This is a genomic window from Roseobacter sp. HKCCA0434, assembly GCF_032464675.1.
Taxonomy (GTDB): domain Bacteria; phylum Pseudomonadota; class Alphaproteobacteria; order Rhodobacterales; family Rhodobacteraceae; genus Pontivivens.
Window position 1 is genome coordinate 13,488 of record NZ_JAWDKL010000012.1, and the last position, 17,215, is coordinate 30,702.

Below are 17,215 nucleotides of genomic sequence, written 5' to 3' on the forward strand. Positions count from 1 at the left end.
TTATCAAATCGCGGTTGGCGCGTTGATGCTGTTGGCGAGGTGCCGAGCGAGCATTCGGCCTTCCCGGATCTCATCCGACAAGCCTCCGAGGTTCACAGCTGTGAACTCTGGTGGATTTCCGATTGGTAAGGGCATTTAACATAGGAAGCGGCGAGAATTTACCGTCAGCGGCCTTCCTTGTGAGCGTCCGTAGATAAGCTGCGGGCGACCGGATCACTTCGAGTTGTTCCAGCATTGCGGCGAGCACGACTGCTGCGACGGACCTACCCATGACGCTGACTGTTTCAGACCACTGTTGCCGCGATACCCCGATCATTGGTGCCAACATGTCGGCTGAAGACTCCAGCTGATGCCAATTCTGGATCGGATCGACGGAGTAGGATCCTATTTCCTTGCAGGTCGACAGTACGAGATCGAGCGAGAGGCGTGATGGTTGTGGTACTAAGGTATTCACCGCCCCTTTCATATCTAAAGAGTCTTTATCTGAACTCTGTAGGTGCTGCTCATTCTTGGCGTCGCTGGTGCTCGAATTTTCGGTATCGGGCAGTTCCAGCTGGCTTCGTAAGTCGGCCAGGACAGCGCCGAGTGCCTCGGCATGCGTTTCGAGAGTGTCGGATGTGAGCTTGCGTCGAAGGCTAGACCTGATTTCCTGGGATAGGTCGTGGACGGAGGTCGGGATTGCGATATTAGTTCGCGAAAAGTCGGAAAATGCCGCCAACTCGGCCAGATCGCGCAACATCAGGGAGAGGGTCTGCCGAAGCTGGTGAACACGGTCGCGTTCCGCCCTCGCATCTTCCGCCTTTGTTCTGAACTCGTCGAGGCGCGCTGCAAGAGGGGTGAGATCGAACCCAAAGGCCTCCGCCTCTGAGCCATAGCGGCGGCAGTATCGTTTGCCGTTTGGACTGTCGCGCCGGATCAGAAGGCCCTCTTCGACGAGGCGCGCGAGGTGCCGCCGCATGGTTGAACAGGGCATTCCGTTGAGGCGTTCGCAGATGGCCCGGTTGGAGGCAAAGACGATTGGCGGGCGTTCGGTTCGGTCGATGGTATCACTCTTGTGGAAGCTCAGCAGTGCCTGCAGGACGGACAAAGTGCGGTCGGTCAGGCCATAAGCTTTGCGCGCAGTGGCCAGTTCGCGCAGAGCGTCCCATTTGCTTACGGGTGTCCGGTCAGGCACGCAGCGTTGCGCCTTGATCAGCGCAGCCGTCATCGGTCGCCGGAACGGCGTTACAGGCATGTATCCCATTTGTTCTATCACGGAGACAAAAAATCTGCGGTCCGCGAATCACTCCGGACTTGCGGTTCTGGATGCCGACCCTTAGCTTGAGAGTGCTAGTATCAAGACGGGGTCTCGTGGAGCGTCGCCTTCGCGGGACCTTTTCTTTTCTGTCTGGCTCGTGCCTCCTGTTTGTTTCTGCTCTACCTCAGTCTTCCGCGCGCGTTCTGAAGCGGGCGTGAAGCTCTTCGATCAGGGTCTGTGCCTCGGTCTCGACCCAGTCGGCGAAGGCGCCGGGCTGGAGGTCGATGGCGAGCCCTGATTTCGTTCGTTTGACCGTTGCCGTGCGCCGACCGCCGATCTTGATGCTGCGGGAGCGGGCAGGCGGGACGGACCGGCTCTGCGGCCCTGTCGGGCGGGCGGCTTTCGAGGCCTTCGCGACCGCCTCGAAGGCCGCAAGGGAGGCTGCGCCGTCCTCAGCCGGGCCGTCGGTCATGCGGGCGATCTCGGCCTTGCGGTGCACCTCGTTGGCGACATGGATCAGCAGGTCGCGGTCGGCGCCCGCGTCGATGTCCTGCGCCAGTGCCTCCCACCTCGGACGCCCGACGCCGTGGGCCGCGCCGATGGTGGTGGCAAGCTCCGCGCCGATCCGCTCAACAATGGACAGCGCCATCGAGACGGCGGATTTCGACACTGTCATTACCTCGGCCACGCGGGCCTGGGTGCCGAAGCCGTTCTCGATCAACTCCTTGCAGAATATGGCTTTTTCGATGAAGGAGAGGTCGCGGCGTGCCATGTTTTCGGAGATCTGCGAGCGGATCGCCTCGTCCGCGTCCATGCTCGCGACCAGCGCGCGGACCTTGGTCACATGCTGCGACTGGCGGATCGCCTCCAGCCGACGGCGACCATAAACGAGGAGGTAGCGGTCGTCCTCTTCGGGATGACGGCGCACGAGGATTGGCACGGTCTGGCCATTGGTCTCGATCGCGTCACGCAGATCGGCCACGTCGCTGGGATCGAGCCGGTCTGCCAGGCGATCATCCTCGATGGTCCAGGGGTCGAGTTCCCAGACATGGTGACTGTCCACCGCGTTGCGCGCGGCGCGCAGGGCGCGGTTCGAGGACATCATCGAGGCGCGCGGGGCAGGGGTGCCGGCTGCCGAAATGCTGTCGAGCATGGACATGCGGCGTTTCTTGCTGTCGGTCATCGGCGGCCCCACGTCTTCTGGATCAGTTCCGCGATCTCGTCGTTCACGGCGTCGAGCGACTCGCGTGCACGGTCGTAGGTGGAGCGGGTGAAGGCGGAGCGTTCGACCTCATAGAGCGTCTGCTTGGTCAGCCCGGCATCCGAGATCGCGGTGGATTTCAGCATCGGCGCGTTCAGCACCGTCTCCCCGTACATGGTGCGCAGGAAGGCGACGATGCGGTTCTGCGGGGCGTCCGTCGCCTCGTAACGGGTCAGCAGGTAGCGCATCCAATCATGGCTCATATCCGCGCCGCTTTCGGCGATGACGTCCATCAGGTCGGCTGTCATGCGCAGGAACTGGCTCATGGACATGACGTCGAGCATCTCGGGATGGATGGTAACGAGCACGCCGGTAGCCGCCGACAGGGCGGACATGGTCAAGAAGCCGAGTTGCGGAGGGCAGTCGATGACCACCACGTCGTAATCGGCATCGACCTGCGCCAGCGCGTCGCGCACGCGGAAGAAGAACAGGCCCGCATTGCCCTGCGCCAGCGCGCGGGGGGTGTCGTGCTCGAACTCCATCAGCTCCAGATTGCCGGGGATGAGGTCGAGGCCGGGGATATAGGTGGGGCGGATGACCTCGCGGATCGGGGCAGGGTCGTCATAGCGGATGGCGTCGAAGAGCGTGCCACCCTCGGCCAAGTCGATCTCGGGCTGGACGCCGTGCAGCGCGGTCATCGAGGCCTGCGGGTCGAGGTCGATGGCGAGCACGCGGTAGCCGTGGAGCGCGAGGTGCTGGGCGAGATGGGCGGAAGTCGTGGTCTTGCCCGAACCGCCCTTGAAGTTCATCACGCCGATGACCTGGAGGTGATCGCTCTCGCGCCGTCCGGGCAGGTAGTCGCCGGATTTGCGCGCGGTCTTTTCCAAGAGGACGCGCAGATCGTGGAGGTCCTGTGCTGAGTAGAGCCGCCGGTTGCCCGGAGTCATCTGCGGGGCAGGGCCCTTGCCATCGAGGTGCAGCTTGCGAAGATAGGAATCGTTGACGCCGAGCAGGGTCGCCGCCTCGCCGGAGGTGAAACGGCGCATCTGCTTGGCCGCGTCGGGCGGAAACAGGCTCTCGCGCTGCGCATGGAGTTGCGCGGCGAGCTGTTCGGAATGGCTGCGGATCACCGCGTTGAGGGCGTCCGGTTTGGTCTGATCGTCCATCTGCTCGGGTCCGTGTTCACGGAAATTGGCGTTCTAACGCATCTTTCCGTGACTATTGGCGAGACAGCCGCATCGCGCAACGGTTTTTTGCCAGAGAGGCCCGCGTAATTATCCCTGCGGAGCTGTTACGTGTGGGATTTGCGAAGGCTGGAGTATTGGTGGAAACGATCGATTCCATGATGCGCCGTTATGTCTGTGAGCGCAGGCAAGGGAAACACTCATTGCCTTTTCATCCAGTTTCGGCGATAGACCGCGATGATGGAAACGACCTTTACCAAAAGTGATGGCCACCGGGTCGATGATGCCGCCAGGCTGGGGGCCTTGATTCGCGACACGCGCCGCGCGCTCGGTATGACGCAGGAGGCGCTGTCGATGCAGACCGGGATCTCACGCCCGACGATTCGGGCGATCGAGCGGGGCAAGCCGACGGCGCATCTGGGGCTAGTGCTGCAGATTTGCCGCGACTTGGGCATCGCGCTGAGGGCGATGCCGCCGGAGGGCGGTGAATGACGGTTCTCGACGTCTATCTCGAAGCGATGGCCGGGCCGGTGGGGCGGCTGTCCTCGGACGCGGATGGCGCGGTGTCCTTCGCCTATGTCACCGACGCGCTGCCGCATCCGCTGTCGCTTGCCTTGCCGGTGCGCGAGGAGCCCTATGACGATGTGGCGGCGCGCGGCTTCTTTTCGAACCTGCTGTTCGAGAACGAGATGCGCGATCAGGTCATGCAGCGTCACGGGATCGCGGAGCGGGACGTGGTCGGGCTGCTCTACCATCTGGGGGCGGATTGTCCCGGCGCGATCTCCTGTGTGCCGGAGGGGCAGGGGCCGGCCAAGCAGCCCGGCGTGCTCGACACGGACTACGAGGCTCTCGGGGGGGGTCTGCGGGTGCCCGATACGCTGGCACAGGACATTCTGCTGCCGGTCGACGACGCGTTGGAGCGGATCATGGTGGCGTTGCGGGATCACCGTCGGGTGCCGCGCGACCTCGACGATCCGTCGCCGCTGGCCGGCGTGCAGGGCAAGATCGCGCTGACGCGCCTTGAGGACGGGCGGCTGGCGTTGCCGCAGCCAGGAAGCGGCGCGCCGACTACGCATATTCTGAAGGTGCCGCGCACGGGCCAGATGCACACCGTTCTGCGGGAGCATCTGGCGACGGGCCTCATGGGTCGTGTGCAGGACCATCCGGTCGCGCGAACCTGCGTGGTGGGGCAGGGGGCGTTGCAGGGCCTGCTGATAGAGCGGTTCGACCGACGGGTCGCGGACGGAGCGGTGCACCGCATCCACCAGGAAGATTTCTGTCAGGCGCTGGGTCTGGGCGAGCGGTTGAAATACGAGCGGCATGGGCTGCCGGGTCGCGCCTTCACCGCCGCTGCGATGGGCGCGCTCGTGGACCGAACCCGTCTGCCTGGCCGCACGCGGCAGGCGTTGTTCGAGATCACCGTCGCTAACATGATGCTGGGCAATTCCGACAATCATGCGAAGAACCACGCGCTTCTCTATACCGGCGCCGCGCCGGAGCTCGCCCCGGCCTACGATATCGACCCGGTCCTGCTGGATGACGTCACACACGAAATGGCGTTTTGCGTCGGGTCGGCGCGGATTGCGGACGATGTCACGGAGGAGGATCTAGGCGACCTACTGCGGAATCTCGGCGGCAGGGGGCTTACTAAACAGCTGTTGCGCCGTGTGGCAGAGATCGGCGCGCAACTGCTGGGCGCAGCGGCGGATCTGCCAAGCCCGGACGCCAAGCCGCTGTACGACGTGATCGGGCAGCAGGTGCATCACCTGTCGGAAAACCTCGGGCTGGGTCTCGATGTGCCGGAATTCGACAACGTGCCGGTCAATCGACCGTGAAATAGCGCCGATCTTACAGGCCTCATGACAGTCTTCGAAAGACTTCGAAGCGTTATACTCGGCTCGGAAAGACATGCCAGAAGCTGTCTGCCTTTCGGACGCTTGATCTTGATAGACAATCTATCCCTTCTCCCACGGAAACAGGATCATCGGGCGAGTTCTGCGGGCGAGGATCCGTGGTTGATGGACCGGCCCAAAGCGGACCTTCTCCAGGCTGGGCCTAGCCGGTGCGCAGCCTCCCCAAAGCAACCATCGGAGACATCGTGAAGCATGATCTGGCGGACCAAGGTCGGAAGAGCAGAACAGAGCTGGCATCTCAGTCGCTTACTAATGTGCGCGATCCCCATCTCCACGATCAGTTCCCATACCGATCAGCCTTTGATCGCCACACGCCACGCTGCGGGGGTTGACCCGGTGCCGGACTTGAAGGTGCGGGTAAAATGGCTTTGGCTGGAGAAGCCGCAGGCGAGGGCGATCTCGAGAACCGGGTCCGTGCCGCGTAGCAGCGACTTAGCGCGATCGATGCGCCGTTCGGTGATCCATGCGTGGAGGGGTATCCCGCGAGATGCCCGAAACATGCGATGAAGGTGGAATGGCGAGAGGGCTGCCAGAGCAGCGACATCGGACAAGCGGATCGCCTCATCGAGATGCGCTTCGATCCAGTCATCGATGCGGCGAAGTATATGCGGGGACAGCCCGCCGCGCAGCGACACCTTGCGCGCTCCGAGCCGCGCGATGATCTCGGACAGCCCCGTGTCGGCCAACAGGACGTCACCCGCGGACGCTGCCCGGGCAAGCGTGGCAAGTGGTGCGGCAAGGTGCGGCATGTCGGCGAAGGTGATCTCCGGCACGTCGAGCCGGCGCGCGTCGCAATCGTGCGTTCGGGCGAAGTCAGCGCGGAGCCGCTCGTCGGGAAGATAGAGATGGGCGAAGCGGTGGGGCGTCGTGATCTCCCACTCCGAGGGCTGTCCGTCCGGGAAGACGCAGACTGCACCGGGCCAGCCTCTGGCACCGGCACCGTCCAACCGCCGGGTGCCGGTACCCCCGGCGAGGTATAGGCTGAAGGCATGGCCTTGCGGCGTCTTGTATGAAACGCGGTCGTTCCGGTTTTCCCAGACCATAATGCCTCGCCCCCCGCCCAGATCGAGCGTGGCGGCCGCTTTCGCGACCGGGGAACTTTCGAGGAAATCGCGCACCGAGGCCATGAGGTCTTTTAAGCCTATCGTGATCGGCTGGGAATGGCGGGTCGGCACTCAACCGCAAGATCGTGCAAATATACCGTGCGGGCAAAGCGTACATGGCGCGACAAAGGAGCCGCCCAATGACCACACCCGTCCTTTTCGCCGCTACGATCCTCATCTGGGGAACAACTTGGATTGCAATTGCTGCGCAAGTCGTCGCAGTACCCGTCGCCGTATCGGTATTCTACCGCTTCGCGCTGGCAGGGGTGCTGATGCTGGCTGTGCTCGCCGCACTCGGCCGATTGCGAAGCCCCGCGGTCTGGCGGTTCGTGGTCGTGCAGGCGCTTTGTCTCTTTTGCCTGAACTTTCTGGCGCTCTACACCGCGACCTCCCTCGTGCCGTCGGGCCTCGTCTCGGTAATCTTCTCGCTCGCATCGATCTTCAATGCGGTGAACGCGCGGATCTTCTTCGGCGACCGGATCAGCCGGCAGACGGTACTCGCCGGCGCGCTGGGGGTGGCGGGGCTCGCTTGCCTCTTCTGGCCCGACATCGACATCACGGCGGGCGCATCGACGCTGCGCGGGATCGGCTGGGCGGTGCTGGGCACCCTGATCTTTTCCTGGGGGAATATGGCCTCACGGCAGAACACGCACCTCGGCATCACGCCGACGACGGCAAATGCCTGGGGCATGGGGATCGGGGCGCTCTGCCTCCTCGCCATCCTTTTCGCGACAGGCCAACCGCTGGTCCTCCCGCGGGGCAGCATCTACTGGACGGCGCTCGTCTACCTGTCGGTCATCGGATCCATCATCGGGTTCACAACCTACTTGATGCTGGTCGGCCGCATCGGATCGGCCAAAGCGGGCTACGCGACGGTCCTCTTCCCCATCGTGGCACTCACCCTCTCGACACTATTCGAGGGCTACGAATGGACCACCCTATCCATTCTCGGCGTCATCCTCGCTGGGCTCGGGAATGTGGTTATGTTCAGGCGGCGATGAGGTACGAGAGATGCTGGGCTAAGAGAGGGAGTTTCGAGCTCGTAGCCGACCTGCGGTCGCGCGACAGAGCATCCACTTCCCAAGCCGGTCCATCGCCAGGCCCGGCCCTTACCGGACGTTCAGCAGCGGTTAGGGATGCTGCAGCACGTTTCTTCAAAGCCGCCGTTCACGGTGAACGCGAAGCTCCGACGAACGGGGATTTCCGTTCTGCGGGACGAAGCGTGAATTCGCTGCGGTTGCGCCAAGGTCAGTTTTGGAGGTTTGGGACATGCCAAAACGGTTGATGCCGCTGATGACAGAAACGGTCGATTCCGCCGGTGACAGAAACGGTTGAGTTTTGGAAAATTGCCACCGCTGGTCCTTGCCTAGCTTCCGGATAAGTCTGCTCTACCGTCCGGCAGATCATGCGTGCCGACACAGAGCTTGTGATCCCCCAGAACCTCGATGACGCGACACTTCCCGGCATGGCCGGGATCATCCGCGTCAGCCATCCGCATCAGCTCTTCCCGAAGCTGCGCGAGAATGGTCATGCGCCGGTCCACCGCCGCGAGCTGCTTGCGTGCGATCTCATGAGCCGGTGCGCAATCCTCTGACGGAGCTTCGGCCAGCGCCATCAGATCGGCGATGTCATCGAGACCGAAGCCCAGCTCCCGCGCGTGACGCAGGAAGGCCAGCCGTTCCAATGCCGCTTCGTCGTATCGCCGCTGCCCGCCTGTCGTGCGCGCGGGCGACGGGATCAGACCCCGGCTTTCGTAATAGCGGATCGTCGTCACCTTCACGCCCGTCCGGCGCGATATCTGCCCGATGGAATATTCTTTCATGCTGCCCCTTGAACCTACAGTCGCTGTAGATCGTATCTACCCTGAAACGATACGAATCGAAAGGAGCCGCCACCATGGGTCACGGCCATCATCATCACGTCGATCCCGAGGCAGGCGACCGCCGCGTCTTCGCCGCCATCGCGGTCAATATGGGCCTGACGGTCGCGCAGATCGTCGGTGGCATCGTTTCCGGCTCGCTCGCCCTGATCGCCGACGCGCTGCACAACTTTTCCGACGCGATCTCGCTCATCATCGCTTTCGGCGCTCGCAAGATCGCGCGACGGCCACGGGACGCGGATATGACGTTCGGCTATGGCCGGGTCGAGGTCGTCGCCGCGCTCATCAACTACACCACGCTGATCGTGATCGGTCTCTACTTGCTTTACGAAGCCGCGATGCGTTTTGCCGATCCGCAGCCTGTCGAAGGCTGGCTGATCGTCATCATCGCGGGCATCGCGCTGGTCGTGGACGCGGTGACGGCCGCGCTGACCTACGCAATGTCGAAATCCAGCGTAAACATCCGTGCGGCGTTTCTGCACAACGTGGCAGACGCACTCGGCTCCGTCGCCGTGATCGTCGCGGGCACGCTGATCCTGCTCTATGACTGGCGACTGATCGACCCGCTCGTGACGGTGCTGATCGCGGGCTACATCCTGTGGCAATCGTTCCGCGAGATCGGTCCGGTGATCCGTATCCTGATGCTCGGATCGCCGCCGGAGATCGAGACGGAGGCCGTTCTCGATGCCGTGCGCGGGATGGACGGCGTGACGGGCATCCATCACGCGCATTTCTGGCAGATGGACGAACACCGTGCGGCCTTGGACGCGCATGTTGTCATCGCCGAGGGCCGCTGGAACGACGCCGACGCAGTGAAAGATCGGATCAAGACGACACTCGCCGACCGGTTCGACATCGAGCACACGACGCTGGAGCTGGAATGCGCGCGTCATGCCTGCGACGACCCGTCCGAGTTCGGCGGGCGGGGGCATGGCGAGTAGCGGCACGGATGAACGATCTTGTTCCCTTCGCGCTGGCCGTCGCGCTTGTCTGTGAAGCAGCTCTCATTGCGATGCTGCTTTGGTCGATCTTCGTCCCATCCCGCCGCCTCTGGCCTCCGCAACGGGTGAGCTGGTTCAGCCAGATCATGGTCTGGACCCCGACCCTGGCGGTTTTTGGAGGTGCGATCCTCGTAGGCCTCGCCGACTGGAACATGCTGGACTGGCCGCTCTGGCTTCGCTGGGGCGTGGGCCTGCCGCTGATCCTTGCAGGTAACGCCGTGGTCTGGCCTGCGGCCCTGGGCATCGGCCTCAATGCAACCAGCGGTGCGGAAGCAGAGCTGAAGACCGATGGCTTCTACCGCTGGTCCCGTAATCCGCAATACGTGGCCGACATGGGCATCCTGATCGGATGGGTGATCATGTCGGCCTCTCCCGCAGTATGGATCATCGCGACGGGCGGTGTGATTGCTTTTGCGCTTGCTCCGTTCGCCGAAGAGCCGTGGCTGGAAGAGGTCTATGGCGCGCCCTACCGAACGTATCGGAAACGGGCACCGAGGTTTTTCGGTTTTCCACACGGCTAAGAGACTTTCTACCCCGTATAGCGCTCGCAGTTGTTGATACCGGTTGCGGTCGTGGCAAGAAGCCGATCCGCATCATGGATCAGCCCGGCGACCTGCCTGTCCGCCAGACGATACCGGACGAACCGGCCCTCGCTGCGGCGGCTGACCAATCCGCAATCGAGCAGGCAGCGCAGATGGTTCGAGACATTGGGCTGACTCAACCCCGTATCGCCGACAATTTCCTGCACGCTGCGTTCGCCCGACACCAGCGCATCGAGGATTGCCAGACGGCTGGGATCGCCGAGGCCCCGGAAGAGCTTTGCCCGCAGCTCCAGGGCGTCGGGTGCCGAAAGATCGTCTTGAACGTCTTGCGTCGTCATATCATTATCCACTGATACGTTAGCGGCGGCCCCTTTCGTCCGTCAACTTGAAGAGGATCGCACATGAGCAAAGCCGAGAACAGCACGTTGCCGACGGCGTCCACGCCGATCCGAATGCGGGTGCAGGGAATGGATTGCGCCAAGGACGCCGCCGAGATCGAGCGCGCGGCCCGGTCTGCGGGCGTGGCCGAAGGCGATGTGAAGGTGTCTGCCGCAACCCATGTCATGACGCTGCGGATCGCGGAGGACGACCTGCCGAAAGTGCGGCCCGCGCTCGACGCGACCGGCTACGGCTTCGAGAAGATCGAGGACGGCGATACATCGTCCGATCCAGCCTACAAGGACCCGAGCTATCGCCGCGCGCTCTGGATCGTGGTGGCCCTCAACCTTGGATACGGCGTGGTCGAGATGTTCGGCGGGTTCCTGTCTGGTTCGCAGGCGCTGAAGGCAGACGCGCTCGATTTTCTGGGCGACGGCGCGATCACCTTTCTGGGCCTGCTCGCCATCGGCTGGAGCCTGACATGGCGGGCGCGGTCGGCGATGATCCAGGGCGTGTTTCTGGGGCTTCTGGGCCTTGGAGTCGTCGGCAGCACGATCTGGCGCGTTCTCAACCAGACCACCCCCGAGGCCGAGTTGATGGGGGCCTTCGCGGTGGGCGCGCTGATTGTGAACATCCTCGCGGTCCTGCCGCTGCTGAAGCACCGCAAGGGCGATGCCAACATGCGGGCCGTCTGGCTGTTCTCCCGCAATGACGCCATCGGCAACCTTGCCGTAGTCATCGCCGCCGGATTGGTCGCGTGGCTTGGGAGTGCATGGCCCGACCTGATCGTCGCGTTCGCCATCGCAGGACTGTTTCTGCATTCGTCGTGGATGATTATTCGGGATGCGCGGAGCGACTTGGCTGAATCATAGGAATGCGGACACAAACCCCTTGCCATAACCTATGGCCCCAAAACGGTCGTTGTTGCCGATGACAGAAAGGGTTGAGTTTTGGCGCATCCTGCGCTGCGGAGAAGGTCTGGAGTGAGCCCATATTGGCCGATGTTGCGCAAAGCACGAGTGGCAGTAATGCGCAAGAAGCAGCCACATAGATTTTTGCTACTCACCGGCGACCAAATGCTCCACATCGAACCCCAGCAAGCGGATGCCACGAATGGATCGGTTATTGAACGGAGGGCGTGTGGGATCCCCCCAGCCTAGAAGCTCCATAACACATGCCTCGCCGAAGCCGTTGAGCTTGTAGCTACCGTATACGCAGTCATAGGCGCGTTCGATCGCATCACCGGGACCAGACAGAAGATAGCGAACCGTTCGCACGACTGCTTCGCGCGAGTTCTTCTTCTGGAAATCAATGCGCAAACGCTCGAGGCCGGACAGGTCCTCTCCGATATCCTTAGAAACAAAGCGCAGACGTTCAAGAAAAGCGTGGCAACCTGTAAGGTGCCGGAATAAATCGTCAAAACTCAGCTCGGCCAACTCATTGGGGTCACAGAGGTAGGTCCGGATGTTCGCGATGTTTTCGATCTCTGCCGAGGCATGATACACATCGCCTTTCACGGTGTCGTCCGTTGACTGCCAGATCTGCACATATTTGGTGATCCGCGCGGCGCGGTCATTTGGGTCGCTGAGCAACGAAGTCTCACGCCAACCGTCGCCGCTGCCTTGTGTCAGACGCAGCCAACCAAGGAATCTTCCCATCTCGATTTGGGGATCCTGACCTGCATATTCTGGCCGCCCAAAGCCGTGTCGTTGGGCGACCTCAAGGATTTCATGGTGCGCAGGCACCAGAATTTCATCATATTTTCGGCGAAACCCTTGGATGAAGGCGCGCTCCTTCGACTTCTTAGCGCTGCCAACGACGATGCTTTTGGGGGCGGCAGGTTTCACGAATTTGTGGATGAATTTCTCGAAGGCGTCCTCGTTCTGCGGCTTCTCTTTGGATTTGAACGCCTTTTCATATTCGCGAAGCACCTCTTCGCTTAGAACGTCTGCGTCGTTCCAGAGCTCATCAAAGAGGCCAGGGAGCGCGTAGAAGGCTTCATCGCAATCTTGTCGCAAAAGAACAGACAGTTCACGATTTGCTTTCAGACCACTATCTGTGAGATTGGCGGACCCGACGAGCGCAACATCGTCGATAATGTAGAGCTTCGTATGGAATTTTGCATCGGTGAAGTAGCGGACTTTGACACGGGGATTTTCAAAGGCTTGCCGAAGAGCCTCAGGTGTTGTGATAGGCGAAAACCGAACGATCAACCGGACATCACACCCTTTGTCCGTCAGAGCCTTGATGGGGTCATTTGACGTGAAGAACGGCGCAGCCAGTAGCCCTGATCTGGGGTTCGGTCCTGCATTCATAAAGAAATTGATGGTGAAACCGGTTGCGCCCGTGTTTGCGTATAGTTCTGAAAGCGCCATTGCAGAACCTATCTCCGTAAATGTTAAATGTTGAAGCTAAACTACTGAACTAACTTAGGCTGCGGAATGGCTTTCTATAGCGCCGCATGACAGCATCCCCATTGATCGACCGGCGTTTCGGCTGCTCTTGAGCCCTCGCCGAGCCGGGCGTCAAGGTCAGCATAGGGCTACCTGCCGTCATTGCTTGCTGTGGCGCGAGCGGCAACTTCGTCCCGCACACCGGACACAAACCCAGTGACAGAACCTGCACGCCAAAAACGGTCGTTTTTGACGTGGGCCTATAACCGGGTCAAAACAACACTGTCGACCCGGTAGGACTTCAGTGTCACTCTCCCTTGACTAGGCCGACGCGGCTGCGACGGTCGGCTGTTCAACGATCATTGGGATGCGTCCCGGTTGACCTGATCAGTCTATGTCTGCGATCTTGTTTAGGCTGTAGGCTCTGGATTGAAATAATGGCCGAACCTGTAACTATTGGAACGCTCGCTGCCGCTGCTCTTGCCTCAGGTGCGGCGGCGCTCGGGAAGGAAACCCTTGGCGCCGCCGCCAAGGATGCCTACGGGGCGCTTAAGGCAGCGACTCTTGCCCGCCTCACCGACGAACGTTGAGAAGCTTGAATCCGATCCGGAAGCCGAGCACCGTGCCGTCTCAGTTGCTGAGGACGTGGACGATCTCGATACCGACACACAAGTCGAGATCAAGGCACTCGATGAGTCGCTCCGCAGCGCGCTCGCTGCCGACGGTCAGGCTGCAGGCATCGACAATAGGATCACTGTGATTGCCGACCGCCACAGTGTCGCCGCCGGGAGAGACGTAAGCATTTCGAGTCCGCCTAAAGATGGCTGACCGGCCGATACGGGTCTCTGCCGACCGCGGCAGCTACGCTGCGGGACGTGACATCAATAAATACGGCCTTGACGAAGAAGAGGTCACCGCGCTCGTGGCGAACGCGGTTGCCGACGACAGTCAGATAGCTGCAATGCGCGCGCAGCTCGACGAGTTGCTTCGTCGCTCCACGGACGCACCGAACGCGAGGTCGGAACTTGCGGATCTCGCCGGCCTTTCAAACCTTTCGGCCGAGGCGGAGGCGTGCCGCGCAGCGGCCCAGGCGGCTATGGCTGCGAATAAGCTTGGCGAGGCCCTCTCCCACCTTCAGCGCGCAACCGAGTTGGAGGCTCAGGCATCAGTTGCTGCGACCCGCCGCGCAGATCGTCTTGTTATCGAGGCAGCTGACGCCCGCGAGATCGCTGGCGCTCACAAACTATCTCATGCGAGGGCACTAGCCGCACAAGCAGCCATCCTTCTTGAAATGGGCTGTTACAAGGACAGCGCCGCGCTTTATACGGATGCAATCACCTCGCTGCCATCCGAAGAAGCGGATCGCGCTGCAGCCTACGCCCGGCGTCAACGCGTGGTGCTCAACCTTTGGCTCAATGCCGAAGACGATCCTCGCGCGCTTCGAGTCATTGCCTTCGGCTCGACGAGCGCTGCACCTCCGGACGTGTACACGTATTCCATCTTAATTGCCCGTGCGCCGACATGGCCGGAGGCCCGCGCCATCCTGGACGAGATGCGCCAGCACGGCGTCGAGCCGAACGTCGTCACCTGGAGTACCCTTGCCGCCTGTGCGCCGACATGGTCGGAGGCCCGCGCCATCCTGGACGAGATGCGCCAGCACGGCGTCGAGCCGGACGTCGTCACCTGGAATACCCTTGCCGCCCGTGCGCCGACATGGTCGGAGGCCCGCGCCATCCTGGACGAGATGCGCCAGCACGGCGTCGAGCCGAACGTCGTCACCTGGAGTACCCTTGCCGCCCGTGCGCCGACATGGTCGGAGGCCCGCGCCATCCTCGACGAGATGCGCCAGCACGGCGTCGAGCCGGACGGTAAGCATCCGGCGTGGGCCGCGGTCAGGCGGCTTTGCTGCGCTCCGAGGGTTGCCAGTTCCAAGGAAGCAAACCCGGCACACGAGAGGCTGTCATCTCCGGCAAGCGAGCGAGCACATCGGCAAGCCATGCCTGGGGATCGACGTCGTTCATCTTTGCCGTGACGATCAGGGAATACATGAAGGCCGCGCGGTCTCCGCCGCGCTCAGAGCCGGCGAAGAGCCATGACTTTCGGCCGAGAGCCACGCCGCGCAGCGCCCGCTCGGCCGCATTGTTCGTCAGGCAGATCCGGCCATCGTCGAGGAAGCGGGTGAAGGCCTCCCAGCGGTCCTTCTTGAACATGTAGGTGATCGCCTTGGCCACTGGATTGTGCTTCGACATCGTGTCGCGCTCGCTCCGCATCCATTCGTGAAGGTCTTCGACCAGCGGGCGTGACCGTTGTCGGACTTCGAGCCGCGATCCGGCATCCAGGCCATTGATCTCCCGTTCGATGTCGAAGATGGCATCGATCCGCTTGACCGCTTCCAGCGCGACGGGCGAGATGTCATGGTCTGGCTTCCTCTTGCGGGCCTTCTCCTTGATATCGGCGAGTTCGAAGAACTTCCGGCGGGCGTGGCTCCAGCACAGCGCGCTGTTCACCGTGCCGGGGTCACGGTCGCTGCGATAGAGATCGTTGTATCCGCCATAGGCATCGGCTTGCAGGATACCCTGCCATCCCGCGAGATGCCGGTTCGGGTGGGTCATCTCCCTGTCCCTGGAGAAGTAGAACAACGCCGCCGGCGGCGCACCGCCCGCAAACGGGCGGTCGTCGCGGACATAGGTCCAGAGCCGCGCTGTGCGCGCCCCGCCCTTCACCAGAAGCGGCACCGTCGTGTCATCGCCGTGCAACCGCTCGGCTTGCAGGACATGGTCGCGGATCAGCGCATGGATGGGCTCGAGCGCGGCGGCACAGGCGCCCACCTGGTCGGCCAGGGTCGACAGGCTGAGATCAACACCTTCCCGGGCATAGCGCTCGGCCTGCCGGTTCAATGGCTGATGCTGCCCGAACTTCTCGAACAGGATGGTCGCCAGAAGGTTCGGCCCGGCCCATCCGCGGGGTGTGGCGTGGAACGGCGCCGGGGGCTGGCTGATCGTCTCGCAGTGGCGGCAGGTAAACTTCTCGCGGACGGTCTGGATAACCTTCCAGCGGCGCGGAATGACTTCCAGCGTCTCGGTGACATCCTCGCCCATCTTCACGATGCGGTCGGAGCCGCAGCATGCGCAGGACGAGGGCGCCTCGATCACGACCCGCTCCCGCGGAAGATGCTCCGGAAAGGGCTTGCGGACCGGGCGGCGGCGCTGGAAGCCGGCAACAGGCGTGGACTGTGCCGCAGTCTCCGCGGCGAGTTCATCCTCGGTGGCGGCCGCCTCGAGTTCCTCGAGCTGCAACTCCATCTGATCAATCAGGCGAGCCCGGCGCTCCGAGCTATGGCCGTATTGCTCCCGCCGCAGCTTGGCGATCTCGAGCCTGAGATGCTTGATCATCGCCTCGGAGGTCGAGACCACCGCGCGGGCCTGCGCCAGCTCGCTCTCGGCGGACTCGGCACGGGCCTCCGATGCCGCGAGCGCGGCACGCAATCTGGCGATCTCGGAAGCGGCATCCGGCATGGCCGAAACCTACCACGCAGCGCCCGGAAAGCCCATGAAAATAAGGTCTGTGAGGCTGATTTATCCGGCCTTTGCAGGGCGTTGCGTCCAGCGCAGGTTGCGCCAGTCGATCCCTTCCAGAAGATAGCCGAGCTGGGCCGCGGAGACCTGCACGGCTTCTCCGCTACGACTGACGGGCCAGATGAATTTGCCCGCTTCCAACCGCTTGGTATAGAGCGACATGCCCACACCATCGTGCCAGAGCAGCTTGACCAGGTCGCCCTTGCGCCCACGGAAACAGAAGATCTCGCCGGCGTGGGGATCGCGTCCGAGTCCCTGCTGAACCTGAAGCGCGAGAGTGTTCATACCGCGGCGCATGTCGGTGACCCCGCCCGCGATCCAGACCCGCACCCCGGCCGGAAACGCGATCATGCCCGCTCCAGGATCTGCACAAGTCGTGTAAGAGCCGACGCGTCGAGCGAGGCGTCAGCAAGCAGTCGTCGTCCGTTCTGCAAGATGATCTCGAAGCGGCCAGAGCGCGCATCGCCGCGCTCGGTCTCAGCTCGCTGACCCGCGTTCGCTGTGATCGTCACTGGCGCGAAATGCATCCCGGATTCCGGCGCCGACAGCCGCCCCTGGCGTGCTTCCCGCCGCCATCGCGTCAGCAGCGAACGAGAGATGGCGTGTCGCCGCGCCGTCGCCGCGGCCATCCGCGGTGCCGAATAACTCTCCTCTACGATCCGGAGCTTCTCCGCATCCGTCCATCGACGGCGCCGACCAGTATCCGTGACCGAAAGAACTTCCACTTGGGGCATGAAGCTATGGTCTGTCATAGGTTCAGACCCTTAGCTGAAATCCAAACCCGTGCTCAGGCGGCCCTTGCCGGAGGC

General features: G+C 62.5%; 17 protein-coding genes and 2 pseudogenes. 9 read left to right on the forward strand and 10 right to left on the reverse strand.

Annotated features, from left to right (window positions below; genetic code table 11):
• Window positions 1-70: 70 nt before the first annotated feature.
• The 3 genes from repC to repA all read right to left on the reverse strand — a co-directional run bounded on the left by repC (window position 71) and on the right by repA (window position 3,604).
• Window positions 71-1,243, reverse strand: coding sequence for a plasmid replication protein RepC (gene repC / locus RX333_RS09045; RefSeq protein WP_316014609.1), 1,173 nt, complete (start codon window positions 1,241-1,243; stop codon window positions 71-73).
• Window positions 1,244-1,421: 178 nt separating this feature from the next.
• Window positions 1,422-2,420, reverse strand: coding sequence for a plasmid partitioning protein RepB (gene repB / locus RX333_RS09050; RefSeq protein ID WP_316014610.1), 999 nt, complete (start codon window positions 2,418-2,420; stop codon window positions 1,422-1,424).
• Window positions 2,417-3,604: a plasmid partitioning protein RepA gene (gene repA, locus RX333_RS09055; RefSeq protein WP_316014611.1), complete on the reverse strand. Its 1,188-nt coding sequence runs from the start codon at window positions 3,602-3,604 to the stop codon at window positions 2,417-2,419. Before repA ends, repB begins: the two co-directional genes overlap by 4 nt.
• 255 nt (window positions 3,605-3,859) lie before the next feature.
• Here repA and RX333_RS09060 point away from each other — a divergent pair, with 255 nt between their 5' ends.
• Entirely contained in the window at window positions 3,860-4,114 is a 255-nt protein-coding gene (locus RX333_RS09060) for a helix-turn-helix domain-containing protein (protein ID WP_316014612.1), read from the forward strand.
• Entirely contained in the window at window positions 4,111-5,457 is a 1,347-nt protein-coding gene (locus RX333_RS09065; RefSeq protein WP_316014613.1) for a HipA domain-containing protein, read from the forward strand. Before RX333_RS09060 ends, RX333_RS09065 begins: the two co-directional genes overlap by 4 nt.
• 371 nt (window positions 5,458-5,828) lie before the next feature.
• On the opposite strand, the gene RX333_RS09070 is transcribed toward RX333_RS09065, so the two are convergent.
• Window positions 5,829-6,710, reverse strand: coding sequence for an AraC family transcriptional regulator (locus tag RX333_RS09070; RefSeq protein ID WP_316014614.1), 882 nt, complete (start codon window positions 6,708-6,710; stop codon window positions 5,829-5,831).
• A 68-nt stretch (window positions 6,711-6,778) separates the two neighbouring features.
• Between RX333_RS09070 and RX333_RS09075 the strand changes: the two genes are divergently transcribed.
• Window positions 6,779-7,639, forward strand: a complete 861-nt coding sequence (locus tag RX333_RS09075) for a DMT family transporter (RefSeq protein WP_316014615.1) — start codon at window positions 6,779-6,781, stop codon at window positions 7,637-7,639.
• 84 nt (window positions 7,640-7,723) lie between these two features.
• A pseudogene (locus RX333_RS17240) lies at window positions 7,724-7,864 on the forward strand (hypothetical protein); the annotation flags it as partial.
• Between the two features lie 140 nt (window positions 7,865-8,004).
• On the opposite strand, the gene RX333_RS09080 reads toward RX333_RS17240, so the two are convergent.
• The gene (locus RX333_RS09080; RefSeq protein WP_316014616.1) at window positions 8,005-8,460 is read right to left on the reverse strand and encodes a helix-turn-helix domain-containing protein; all 456 of its coding nucleotides are present in this window, start codon (window positions 8,458-8,460) and stop codon (window positions 8,005-8,007) included.
• A gap of 74 nt (window positions 8,461-8,534) precedes the next feature.
• On the opposite strand from RX333_RS09080, the gene RX333_RS09085 reads away from it, so the two are divergent.
• Complete coding sequence (locus RX333_RS09085) at window positions 8,535-9,458, forward strand: cation diffusion facilitator family transporter (protein ID WP_316014617.1); 924 nt, start codon at window positions 8,535-8,537, stop codon at window positions 9,456-9,458.
• Window positions 9,459-9,466: 8 nt separating this feature from the next.
• A complete protein-coding gene (locus RX333_RS09090; RefSeq protein WP_316014618.1) occupies window positions 9,467-10,039 on the forward strand; it encodes a methyltransferase family protein in 573 nt (190 codons plus the stop codon).
• Between the two features lie 8 nt (window positions 10,040-10,047).
• Here the strand turns inward: RX333_RS09090 and RX333_RS09095 are convergent, their stop codons facing one another.
• Window positions 10,048-10,398 (reverse strand): metalloregulator ArsR/SmtB family transcription factor, encoded by a 351-nt coding sequence (locus RX333_RS09095; protein ID WP_316014619.1) that lies wholly within the window; start codon window positions 10,396-10,398, stop codon window positions 10,048-10,050.
• A gap of 63 nt (window positions 10,399-10,461) precedes the next feature.
• On the opposite strand from RX333_RS09095, the gene RX333_RS09100 reads away from it, so the two are divergent.
• On the forward strand, window positions 10,462-11,310 hold the full coding sequence (locus RX333_RS09100; protein WP_316014620.1) for a cation diffusion facilitator family transporter: 849 nt from the start codon (window positions 10,462-10,464) through the stop codon (window positions 11,308-11,310).
• 186 nt (window positions 11,311-11,496) lie between these two features.
• Here RX333_RS09100 and RX333_RS09105 read toward each other — a convergent pair whose 3' ends face one another.
• Complete coding sequence (locus tag RX333_RS09105; protein WP_316014621.1) at window positions 11,497-12,813, reverse strand: phospholipase D-like domain-containing protein; 1,317 nt, start codon at window positions 12,811-12,813, stop codon at window positions 11,497-11,499.
• Between the two features lie 663 nt (window positions 12,814-13,476).
• Between RX333_RS09105 and RX333_RS09110 the strand changes: the two genes are divergently transcribed.
• Window positions 13,477-13,659, forward strand: coding sequence for a hypothetical protein (locus RX333_RS09110; protein WP_316014622.1), 183 nt, complete (start codon window positions 13,477-13,479; stop codon window positions 13,657-13,659).
• Between the two features lie 463 nt (window positions 13,660-14,122).
• Window positions 14,123-14,683 (forward strand): annotated as a pseudogene (locus RX333_RS09115) (hypothetical protein); the annotation flags it as partial.
• Window positions 14,684-14,723: 40 nt separating this feature from the next.
• Here the strand turns inward: RX333_RS09115 and tnpC are convergent.
• The 3 genes from tnpC to tnpA are packed head-to-tail and all read right to left on the reverse strand — an operon-like array spanning window position 14,724 to window position 17,158.
• Window positions 14,724-16,346: an IS66 family transposase gene (gene tnpC / locus RX333_RS09120; RefSeq protein WP_316014623.1), complete on the reverse strand. Its 1,623-nt coding sequence runs from the start codon at window positions 16,344-16,346 to the stop codon at window positions 14,724-14,726.
• Between the two features lie 60 nt (window positions 16,347-16,406).
• Window positions 16,407-16,757: an IS66 family insertion sequence element accessory protein TnpB gene (tnpB, locus tag RX333_RS09125; RefSeq protein ID WP_316014624.1), complete on the reverse strand. Its 351-nt coding sequence runs from the start codon at window positions 16,755-16,757 to the stop codon at window positions 16,407-16,409.
• A complete protein-coding gene (gene tnpA / locus RX333_RS09130) occupies window positions 16,754-17,158 on the reverse strand; it encodes an IS66-like element accessory protein TnpA (protein WP_316014625.1) in 405 nt (134 codons plus the stop codon). Before tnpA ends, tnpB begins: the two co-directional genes overlap by 4 nt.
• Window positions 17,159-17,215: the final 57 nt, after the last annotated feature.

Bases quoted from the DNA above. Each gene is read 5' to 3' on its own strand.
- RX333_RS09100 (WP_316014620.1), top strand. From the start codon at position 10,462: ATGAGCAAAGCCGAGAACAGCACGTTGCCGACGGCGTCCACGCCGATC.
- RX333_RS09105 (WP_316014621.1), bottom strand. From the start codon at position 12,813: ATGGCGCTTTCAGAACTATACGCAAACACGGGCGCAACCGGTTTCACC.
- repC (WP_316014609.1), bottom strand. From the start codon at position 1,243: ATGGGATACATGCCTGTAACGCCGTTCCGGCGACCGATGACGGCTGCG.
- RX333_RS09060 (WP_316014612.1), top strand. From the start codon at position 3,860: ATGATGGAAACGACCTTTACCAAAAGTGATGGCCACCGGGTCGATGAT.
- tnpC (WP_316014623.1), bottom strand. From the start codon at position 16,346: ATGCCGGATGCCGCTTCCGAGATCGCCAGATTGCGTGCCGCGCTCGCG.
- tnpA (WP_316014625.1), bottom strand. From the start codon at position 17,158: ATGACAGACCATAGCTTCATGCCCCAAGTGGAAGTTCTTTCGGTCACG.
- repB (WP_316014610.1), bottom strand. From the start codon at position 2,420: ATGACCGACAGCAAGAAACGCCGCATGTCCATGCTCGACAGCATTTCG.
- RX333_RS09075 (WP_316014615.1), top strand. From the start codon at position 6,779: ATGACCACACCCGTCCTTTTCGCCGCTACGATCCTCATCTGGGGAACA.
- repA (WP_316014611.1), bottom strand. From the start codon at position 3,604: ATGGACGATCAGACCAAACCGGACGCCCTCAACGCGGTGATCCGCAGC.
- RX333_RS09085 (WP_316014617.1), top strand. From the start codon at position 8,535: ATGGGTCACGGCCATCATCATCACGTCGATCCCGAGGCAGGCGACCGC.
- RX333_RS09090 (WP_316014618.1), top strand. From the start codon at position 9,467: ATGAACGATCTTGTTCCCTTCGCGCTGGCCGTCGCGCTTGTCTGTGAA.
- tnpB (WP_316014624.1), bottom strand. From the start codon at position 16,757: ATGATCGCGTTTCCGGCCGGGGTGCGGGTCTGGATCGCGGGCGGGGTC.
- RX333_RS09080 (WP_316014616.1), bottom strand. From the start codon at position 8,460: ATGAAAGAATATTCCATCGGGCAGATATCGCGCCGGACGGGCGTGAAG.
- RX333_RS09095 (WP_316014619.1), bottom strand. From the start codon at position 10,398: ATGACGACGCAAGACGTTCAAGACGATCTTTCGGCACCCGACGCCCTG.
- RX333_RS09065 (WP_316014613.1), top strand. From the start codon at position 4,111: ATGACGGTTCTCGACGTCTATCTCGAAGCGATGGCCGGGCCGGTGGGG.